This is a genomic window from Marseilla massiliensis, from assembly GCF_016899855.1.
Lineage (GTDB): Bacteria > Bacteroidota > Bacteroidia > Bacteroidales > Bacteroidaceae > Prevotella.
The window spans coordinates 1-10,661 of the sequence record NZ_JACJJG010000090.1; the positions used below are offsets into that span (position 1 = coordinate 1).

5 protein-coding genes are annotated in these 10,661 nt (G+C 47.0%); 2 read left to right on the forward strand and 3 right to left on the reverse strand.

Annotated features, from left to right (window positions below; all coding sequences use genetic code 11):
• Positions 1-2,003 (forward strand): glycoside hydrolase family 88 protein (locus H6A34_RS11640; protein ID WP_205105655.1); only part of this gene is annotated, 2,003 nt, incomplete at its 5' end.
• Positions 2,004-2,094: 91 nt separating this feature from the next.
• Entirely contained in the window at positions 2,095-3,870 is a 1,776-nt protein-coding gene (locus H6A34_RS11645; RefSeq protein ID WP_239480863.1) for a pectate lyase, read from the forward strand.
• A 684-nt stretch (positions 3,871-4,554) separates the two neighbouring features.
• Here the strand turns inward: H6A34_RS11645 and H6A34_RS11650 are convergent.
• The 3 genes from H6A34_RS11650 to H6A34_RS11660 all read right to left on the reverse strand — a co-directional run.
• Positions 4,555-6,210 (reverse strand): DUF5123 domain-containing protein, encoded by a 1,656-nt coding sequence (locus H6A34_RS11650; protein WP_205105656.1) that lies wholly within the window; start codon positions 6,208-6,210, stop codon positions 4,555-4,557.
• A 27-nt stretch (positions 6,211-6,237) separates the two neighbouring features.
• Complete coding sequence (locus H6A34_RS11655) at positions 6,238-8,274, reverse strand: RagB/SusD family nutrient uptake outer membrane protein (RefSeq protein ID WP_205105657.1); 2,037 nt, start codon at positions 8,272-8,274, stop codon at positions 6,238-6,240.
• A gap of 109 nt (positions 8,275-8,383) precedes the next feature.
• Positions 8,384-10,661: SusC/RagA family TonB-linked outer membrane protein (locus tag H6A34_RS11660; protein ID WP_205105658.1), on the reverse strand; the 2,278-nt coding region annotated here is incomplete at its 5' end.

Here is a 10,661-nt window from a genome sequence, read left to right on the forward strand (position 1 = left end):
TGGTACACCGTCTTCTGCCATTTTCAGCAGGTCGGCACGTCCGCCAGGATTCTGCTGTTTTTCCTCTACAACAATGTGACGGAATTTTAATTGAAGGTGTTACGATGGTGCGTTCGCCGTTCTGGGTAATGCACCCGTTACTCAGCAAAAACATTACGGTAAGAAACGTGACAGTACATAACGACGGCCCCAACGGTGACGGCTGCGACCCTGAGTCTTGCGAGAATGTACTCATCGAGAATTGCGTGTTTGACACTGGCGACGATTGCATTGCCATCAAGAGCGGACGCAACGAGGACGGCCGCGAGGGCGGTAAAGGACGCTATGCCGGCATTCCGAGCAAGAATATCATCGTACGCAACTGTGTCATGAAGGACGGACACGGAGGCGTGGTTATCGGTTCTGAAATCTCCGGAGGCTGCAACAACGTATTCGTAGAGAACTGCCAGATGGACAGTCCAAACCTCGACCGCATACTCCGCATTAAGACAAACTCATGCCGTGGTGGAATAATAGAGAACATATACATGCGTAACGTTGTTGTAGGCCAGTGTGCGGAAGCTGTATTGAAAATCAATCTCGACTACGAGCCGAAAGAAGTCGGACGCAGAGGCTTCTATCCCACGGTACGCAACATTTACATGGAGAATGTAACTTGCCAGAAGAGCAAGTATGGTGTAATGGTAGTAGCATTTGACGACCGGACGAATGTCTACAACATCAACTTAAAAGACTGCAAGTTTGACGGAGTGTACGGCAAGCCTGTTTACATCACAGGTCAAACAAAGGACATGAACTACGACAACCTGTTTATCAACGGCTCACTTGTCCTCTCGCAATATCCCTACAAGAACTACAGCGAATGGCTGGTATATTCAGAGATGAAACGCGTGCCCGACCCCACCCGCCTGGACTTCCCGAAAGACGACAAGCCAAGATGGGGATACACCATAGGAATAGAGCTTGAGGCCATGCTCGACACGTACCTTGCGTACGGTGGCGATAGCATAATCAACTATCTCAAACAATACACCGCCAAGATGATTGACGAAAAGGGCAATGTTGTAAACGGATACAGATATGAGGACTTCAATCTTGACAATACACGTCCAGGACGCTTCATCCTGCGCATGAACCAACTCTATCCTGAAAAGAAGTTCGACAAAGCGCTAAAGACAATTTTCAAGCAGCTTGAAAACCAACCGCGCACTACTGACGGAGTATGGTGGCACAAGGCAATATACGCCAACCAGGTATGGCTCGACGGTGTATATATGGGACACCCTCTATACACTATGGCCGCGCCGATACTTAAAGGCGAGAAGAAAGCAAAAAAGTATTATGACGATGCTTTCACGCAGATATCGAAAACTTACAACCGTACATATGACAAGGAGACGGATCTATGGAAACACGCGTGGGACGAAACCCGTAAAATGTTCTGGGCCGACCCCGAGACTGGTCTGGCCAAACATTCATGGGCACGTGCGATGGGATGGTACGCGATGGCAATAACCGAGGTTCTCGACGCTATTCCACAAGACTACGAGAACCGTGGCAAGTTCATTGAAATGCTCAACCACGTGATGAAGTCTGCCGTTAAATACCAAGACAAGAAAACCGGAGTATGGTATGACGTACTTGACGTTAACGACCCACGTAACTACCTTGAAGCGACAGCATCATCCATGTTCGCATACGTACTGCTGAAAGGTGCACGTCTCGGCTATTTCGACGACAGCATGAAAGAAGCAGGTCTCAAGGCGTACAAGGGCATACTGAAAGAATTTATAAAGGTCAACCCTGACAAGACCATATCACTTACACGCTGCTGCGAAGTATCCGGACTCGGCCCGGCCAACAATCCAAGACGCGACGGCTCGTTTGAATACTACATCAGTGAACCCATCCGCGACAACGACGGCAAGGGGGTAGGTCCGTTCATTTGGGCTTCGCTTGAGATGGAACGTCTCGGATATGACGTTGCAGCACTGAACAAGTAACATTAAACCGAAAAAATAAATAGGTATGTACACAAAGCATACCTACTTATTTTTTATTACTACTACTTACAAATCACTAAAACAAACAAGCATGAAAAGAAAAATTTTACTCTTTATGGCCGTTGCCCTCGGCACGGCAACGGCGGCATTCGCTCAGGATGATATCCCCGCTTTCCCCGGTGCTGAAGGCCACGGCAGGTATGTGCAAGGCGGACGTGGCGGAAAGATCATACACGTAACCAATCTTAATGACAGCGGCGAAGGGTCATTAAGAGAGGCCTTAGAAGGTGACGCCCCGAAAATTATTGTATTTGATGTCGGCGGCGTAATACCATTGCAATCAGAGTTAGAAATCGGATCAAATACAACAATCGCAGGTCAAACAGCACCACAACCAGGAATAACACTTAGGTATTATACAGTTCGCCCTAACGGCAACAATATAATCATCCGTTTCATACGAGTGAGACGTGGACAAGAGAAAGAGGTTGATGATGGTGCAGATGCAATTTGGGCAAGAGAACACACAAACATAATACTTGACCACTGTTCATTCAGCTGGAGTATTGATGAGGTGGCCTCGTTCTATGACAACAATAACTTTACCATGCAATGGTGCACCGTAGCGGAAAGTCTCAACAACGCAGGACACGGAAAAGGGGCACACGGCTACGGCGGTATATGGGGCGGTAAGCTTGCCAGTTTCCACCACAACTTGATAGCGCACGTAACAAACCGTGTACCACGTTTCAACGGCGCACGGTATGACTGGAATGGCTACACAAACAATGCATTATATGACGAATATAAATGGGAAAATCCTGTCCAGGCCGAGAATGTAGACTTCCGTAACTGCGTAATGTATAACTGGGACAACTCAAACGGCTGTTATGGAGGCCCGGGCGGCGGACAAATAAACATCGTGAACAACTATTACAAAGGCGGCCCTATTACTCCTGACAACAAAGCACGAAGAATAACCCAAATTAGCGTTGGCAGCAGCGGCAACCAAACAAGCACAAAAATGCAGGACATGACAAGCCGTTATTACATAGACGGCAATACTTCCGAAACCAATGATGGCGAGATTACCGAGAGAAGGGATTGGACAGGTGTAGACTACGATAGCGGTGTTTATACCATTGACGGAGAAAGATGGTCAAAGGATGTAAATAACTTTTACGGCGACGCTGTTGAGCATAAGGCAAACAACGACGGTGATATGTGTGTAAGGATAAGGATGGACAACCCCGCTCCCACAGGAGAAGTAACCACGCATCAAGCCAAGGTGGCACTTGAAAAAGTCATGGATTATTGCGGCGCTTCACTGTTCCGTGACAATGTTGACGCCCGCTATATGGAAGAAGTCAACACCGGAACAGCAACTTATACAGGTTCGGTAACAGGTAAAGAAGGATTGATTGACATCGTTGCCGATGTCGATGGTTACACCGAACTGAACTTCGGTACAGGTTCACGCCCCGAAGGATTCGACACGGACAATGACGGCATGCCTGATGAATGGGAAATAGCCAACGGACTTAACCCTAATGACGATTCCGACGCAGGCCAAAAGACGATCGACACGGAAAAGGGGTGGTACACAAACATAGAAGTATACCTCAACTCCATCGTTGAACATATAGTAAAGGCACAAAATGCTGACGGAGACGCAAATTACGCCGAATATTATCCCGCATATATATCCACCGGCATTTCATCCATGCCCACGGTAAACTCTGAAGTTGAAAGGATTGAATACTACACCGTCGGAGGCGTAAAGCTGAACGAGCCTGTTAAGGGTATCAATATACGCAAGATAACATATAACAACGGCAAGACTTCTACCGACAAAGTAATAAAATAATCACAAGGCAACAAACTTATTCAGGGGTGTGCCGAATGGAGTATAAAAATCAACTCCCAGCGCGACACACCCTTATTTATTCACACTTAGCCACGAAAGTCAAGCAGGACAAACATTTATAATCCGCCATACACCATAAACAGCTGATAAACATCAATAATCTTTTGCTTTTATATATGGCATTTGTATTTTGCACAAAAGATCAAAAACAATCTGTCATCTTTCAGTTTGGTCCGCAATTTATTGATTATCAGATTATTATGGGATGACAGATTGTTCTATACGATCTTTCATCTGGTTGCCGTATATGTAGCGCTGACAGATGCAAGGAGCATCTGTCAGTATATAAGGCGTTCATTGCCAGGACCTTACGCCTGAAATGAAAGACTGAAAGATAAAACGCAAATCTTTTTATAAATAATTGATATGTCATTCACGAAATTACACAACACATGTTTAGTCACCAAGTAATGTTGTCATTGCACTTGTAATCTGACTATTGACAAGGGCATTATCATGAACATAAATACCGCATTTTGGTTTATAAAAGGCGGCATTTTACAAGGTAAAATGCGGTAAAATATCATGTCATTAACCATTAACTGCAATAATGAATATCCACAGATTAACAAAAAAGGAGGGACAAACTATTTGTCCCTCCTTTTTTATTATAGCACGCACGGACTAATACCAGCGCGGGTCACCGGCCTGTACGCCACGTACTTCAAGCGTGAAGTCATGGTTGGCAGGGTCAGCGAATACATCGGCAGACCCGTCAAGAGTTGCTGTCGGGTCGAATGAATTACCCGTTAACGAGAAGTCGCTGGTGAAATAAACCTCCGTTATTACAGGTGTAGCACCACGCACACCTTTGCACTCGCTGTTAGCGAAGATACATCTTGTAAGGTTTACAGTCGCACCAGTGGTATTGTTTACGTCCACTATATACCTGCCGCTATCTGGACCTCCGTAGAACGTACAGTCGTTTACTGTAACCGCTGTACCAGTGTCGTTGCCGGTAATCTCCGCAAATGAGCGTGTAAACGTGTCAAACGTAGAGTTTGTAACGTTAAGGTTGCTCACAACGCCTTCGTTGTCCTTCCACAAGAACATCGAGTAGCCCTGGGCGACATTTGTTACAACGCAATTATTGACATTCAAGTTGTTTATCGACTTTGCATTGCCAGCGTTCTGCAAACGTACAAAGCAACGCTCAAAATCGGATACGGTACAACTTTCAAACGTAAGCTCGCTTATAGTTGCCGCTCCGCTTTGGTTAATAAGGTATTGACAACCTGTATCTATGAACTGGACATTATTAAAGCGTATGTAAGCGTGGGTGCCTCCTATATCGACACTCTTTGTCATGTTCAGTACAGGAGCTTCACCTCCAGCCAATCCGAAGAACGTTACCGACATTCCGTCTGGGATCTTGACAGCTGTCGGATCACCAGTATCAACGTCAGTTCCATGGAAATCGAGCGTCACACCTGCAGGTATACCAATTGTTACGCTGTAATTTGCCGGATCGACACCTGGCTGGGCAAGGGCCTGCGCCTCAATCTCGTCCATCAGGTCTTGGCTGAAGACCGTAACAGCTGAGGATAAAGTGTATTTGTATTCTGCGTCAGGCATTGAAGCCATTGTCGTCAATATCAGTTCTCCGCGTCTGGTATCACCGTTATAGATAGTAAATACGTACGTCGTTAGCTGTGTAAGCCCCTCAACCATGTACTCGCCATTAGCTACTGCATCAGGCAGTTGTGTCAGGTCGATGTCCTGAACGATTGCACCGTCAGGAGTAGCGACAGTCAGGCGTGTTACTTCCGCTCCCGGCGTCCATGTCATGCGCATGTACGTGTCACCTTGGTCGGCAGCGGCCGGAGTGTTGAAGATTTGTTCTGCCAAGGTCTCGAACGAGGTACCGCCATCGCCGTTGTCAAAGTAAACCCACCTCGACTCAGTCTGCTGTGTTGACATAGCTTTCATACGGAGATAGTACTTTGTCTCGCCGAGAAGTCCGCGTATAGTGTCAGGCGAAGTTGTTATGCTACGGTCTTCGCCGAAAACGATTGAGCCGGCAGATTCGCCCATGCCGATATCATCGGTCAGTGAGTCTGTGCTTACTTCTATTATATAATACTCCGTTCCCCTGAAGCCGGAAAACTCTACTTCGGCCCAAGTGTCTCCTTCGGTTACGTTCAGGCCGTCGTTGGCTACACCGAACAACCTGTCATGGGAACCGTCAACGTCCCAGTCGTTCTCGTCTGCACACGACGCAACGCCAAAGCCAACGGCCAAGGCCATCGTGTAGCCGAATATTCTCTTTAAGGTTTTCATATTTTCTTTATTTTAATGCATGTATAATTAGTTGCTGTAGCCGTAAGAGTTCTGCAATACTCCGTTTGAAGCGGAAATAGTTGTAGAGCCTATCGGCATAAGGTAACGGTTGACAACAACAGGCTCAGCCGGACCCGAACCGACTATCGTTCCGTAATCAGGAGAAACTACCGTGCTACCCACAAGTCCGCAGGAAAGATTCGGCAGATTGGTGTATATTTGAGTATCATCAAGTTTCGTCGGATAACTGTTACCGTATGAACTTACCGAGCTCCATAATGCTTTCTCCTCAGCGGGTAAGGCATCATAAGCAGCTTTTGCGTCGTCAGCATTCGTATACCATGTCACTGATGAAGGATCAATTGTAGTCAATGAAGAGTCTGTGTATTTAAAATAAACAGTCTTTTGGTATGTTCCGTCCGTCAAATGGGTCAAGTAGTCCTGCTTTGACTCCATGATTTTCGGCACGAGCAGATTCCAACGGATAAGGTCCCACTTGCGTATGTTCTCTCCGGCAAACTCCCAAGCATTTTCCTGCACGAGAGCGTCGAAGAAAGCGTCCTTACCGCTGATTGAATTCACATAAGCCTGTGCATCAGCCAAATGCTCCGCCTCGAATGCACGTGTATGCACCTGCATGAGAGCCTCGCGTGCCGTGATACCAGCGTCGCCTTCATAGTGCGCGTCAGGGTCGCCAGCCAGCTCGTTCAGGCACTCTGCATAATACAAAAGCACCTGTGAATAACGCATCTTAACAGGATTAATACCGTAACCAAGCTTACCTGCCGCATTCAAGTTCTGGCTCTTCCAGGAGTCGCTCATCATGCGCACGTCCCACTTGCCGACATAAAGTCCAAACGGGGCGTTTCCGAGCATTGTCTCCACGCCTACCTGTGAGCTGTTAGGTCTGATGTCGATATATGAACAGGTTATGTCACGGCGTGTATCGTTAGGGTCGTATGAATAAAACAGCTCAGACGTAACCTTCAAGCTGCCGGAAGAGTTACCATATCCCCAATTAGTAGTTTTTACGTCACCAAAATTCATACGTACACCTGCAGTGTAGCCAAGCTCGCCGGAATCGCCAAGTCCCATCGGAATTTCAAACAGGTTCTCTCGGTAAGTCTGGTCAAGCGTTAGCTTGTTTATCAACTCCCATTCATTCTTGAACGACGGATTTAACTGGTGAGTACCGTTAGTTATGATTGCCGTCCAATGTTGCAGCGCCTTCTCATACAACGCCCTGCGTGTTGCAGCACCCGGACGCTGTGTCGGATATGTCGGATCGCTATAGTCTGAAGCCGTTTCGTATCCCTCTTTAGCTTGTTCACGGATAACCCATCCTGCGCGTGTCATCGCCATCTGGGCAAGCAGTCCGTGGACATATCCTTTAGTAATGCGTTCAGTCGTATAGCCCGACACTTCGTCTGCCCATGGCAACAAATCAATAGCCTCCTCAAGGTCAACCATGAGAGTATCCATGATGACGTCACGGTCAGTCTTACCTACGTATGCGTTGCTAAGGTCTGATTTAGACGATTCAAGTTTCAACGGTATGTCACCCCAATAACGCAACAAGTCAAAGTATATCATGGCACGTATTGTTAGACACTCACCAAGGTAACGCTGCACCATTGTGCGTTCATTATCTGTCCCGTTATTGTACATCGAACTGCCACGTATACCTTCGATATTAATATTTGCATCCTCGATGATGGCGTACATGTCATCCCATGAATTCGCAAAGTTAGTGAAAGCCGGGGAAGCACTGTAGTTACCCACGCCACGATAGTGTGTTGAGTTTGTTGCATTAGCACCAAGACCGTCTACAAGTTCAACGTCGGTGTTCGTTCCCCACTTTATAGGGATGTCCTGATCGTATGTTCGGTCGCCGTTAATCATTCCTCCGTAAAGCTGGTCAACACGTGCCTTAGTAAAGAACTCCGAACCCCATATAGTCTCGGTCGTCTGCTCAGACGGTGACGTCTGGTCAAGGAAGTCCGAACAGGATGTAAACCCGACAATACCGGCGGAAAGTACGATTATTGAAAATATCTTTTTCATTTTATTTTATGTTTTATGGTTTTCGATTTTCGGTTTTTATAGTATATTTATGACATTCATTTTGCTGTCTTATACCTCATAACCAGATAACCTCATGACCTTAAATTTATTAGAATGTGATGTTAATACCTCCCACGAATGTACGTGCCTTAGGATATGCAGCATAGTCAACACCAGGCGTCATCGGGTTATTCTTGCTGCTTGTATCCACTTCTGGGTCGTAGCCGTCATATCCGGTGATGCAGAACAGGTTGTAGCCCGTGAAGTATATGCGTACATTCTCAAGCCAGACGGTCTTAACCCATTTCTTCGGCAAAGTATAACCTATGGTGATATTCTGGAGACGCAGGAAACTTGCATCCTCGATTGCATCGTCACTGAAATACATTTGCGTTACTGCTGCAGGATTGTAAATGTTCGCTCCTGCATTGATTTCGTTCAAACGTGCCATAACGGCTTCGGCCCCACCGTATGCGGCAACCGTTGATGTTGACGGGCGCCCAAGGTTCAGACCTGTCTCAGGGTCAATCCATGTATAACGGTTGTTAACGTTAAAGTCAGCTATCAAGTTGTAATTCCTGTTTGAACCAGTGAAGAACGAGTTTGCAATTTTCGTACCGTTGACAATCTTGTTGCCAAGAGAATAATTGAAGAAAATGTTGAAATCGAAATTGCCAACACGTCCGTCGAAGCCGAAACCGCCGGTTGTAGAAGGAATCGTATTGCCGAGGCGCGACTTGATAGGGTCACCGTTCTCGTCAACAACATATTTCTTTCCGCCCGGATAAAGGTTTCCTCCTGTCAAAGAAGCGCTATTGTCAGGGGCGTGTCCCGGAGCGAGTTCCCAAGTTGTTCCGTTGAGAACAAGGTCGCCTTCGCCAGTGGCAGGGTCGTAAACTGTGAAGAATCCGTTAGCCTTGTATCCCCAGATTTCGCCTACTCGACCGTCTTCCTCTATACGGAAAGTCTCGTAGTTAGCGAATGTGCTGCCGGCAAAGCTGTTGACCTGCCAAGGATTATCCATCAGCACTTCCTCGATTTTATTGCGGTTATAAGCAATGTTGAAATTGAAGTTCAGGCCGAAGTTCTTCTTGTCAACAAGGACTGCGTTGAGGGCAAACTCGACACCTTTGTTCGATGTCTTACCGAAGTTTTGATACTGATAGTCGTAACCAGTGGTACTCGGTATGAGACTTCGCATGAGCAGGTCTTTCGTGGTATTCCAATAAAAGTCCAACGTACCGCTGATACGGTTATTCCAGAAGCCGTAGTCGATACCAATGTTTCTCGTTATGGTCGTCTCCCATTTTAGGTCGGGATTGTACATAGTGTTACCATGGCGCAACATAGGCACACGGCTCTCGTTGAAGAATGGCCCGTGGTCAGTGTTCTCCGACAATGTATAGACAGATCTTACAGAACCTGCCGGTATACGGTTGTTACCTGCCATACCGAAACTTAGGCGCAATTTAAGATTGGAAAGCCAATCCTGGGCCTTCTTCATGAAGTTCTCCTCAGAGATACGCCAAGCCAATGCACCCGAGGGGAAGAAACCCCAACGGTTGCCGGCAGCAAACTTTGACGAACCGTCGGCACGGAGCGTAAACGTCGCAAGATACTTGTCGGCTAACGTATAATTGATACGTCCGAAGAAAGAAAGAAGGTTATCTTCCTCACCAATATCCGAAATATTGGCCATAGCCGTACCCGCACCCATGTTTGCGAGCACTTCCTCCGGTGTCATGGTCTCGGGAAAACTGATTGATGTCTGTTCGTTTGACGTCTCCTTCGTGCTGCTCCACTCATGTCCGATAAGCACATTGAGATGGTCTCGTCCGCCAAAAAGCTTGTCGTTGTCGTATGTTACGGTATTAGCGTTACGCCACTGCTTGCGCGTCTCCTTTGTCAGGACAGCCTGCGGCATACCGTTTCCGCCGTATTTTGAGTTCTGTGTAGCGTCACCGTTCCATGCCTGGTCGGTGTTATAGTATCTCCAGGTATACCCGAATTCCGTACGGAATGTCCATCCCTCAAACGGTTTCCAGTTTAAGCCGATGTTGTAGTTTTGCTGAAAACGCTCCTGGTACTTGTATGTACCATTAATACGCTCCATCGGCGTACGTTGCGTTGACGAGTTATTCTCCGAGTCGTCGTCAGAGTTTGCCAGCGGCTCCACGGGCCTGTACCTTACGCTATTGGCTACCAAAGAGTTAGCTGCGTTACTTTCGTTAGTATCAGCACCGCCACTAAGACCGTCAAGCTTGGTATATGCAAGTCGTCCAGTGAAGTCAATTGTCATCCATTTGTTAAGCTTCGCATTCAGCTTTGCGTTGATGTTGTTCTTTGAGTAGCCTGAGCCAACCATTATACTCTCCTCGTCCGAATGA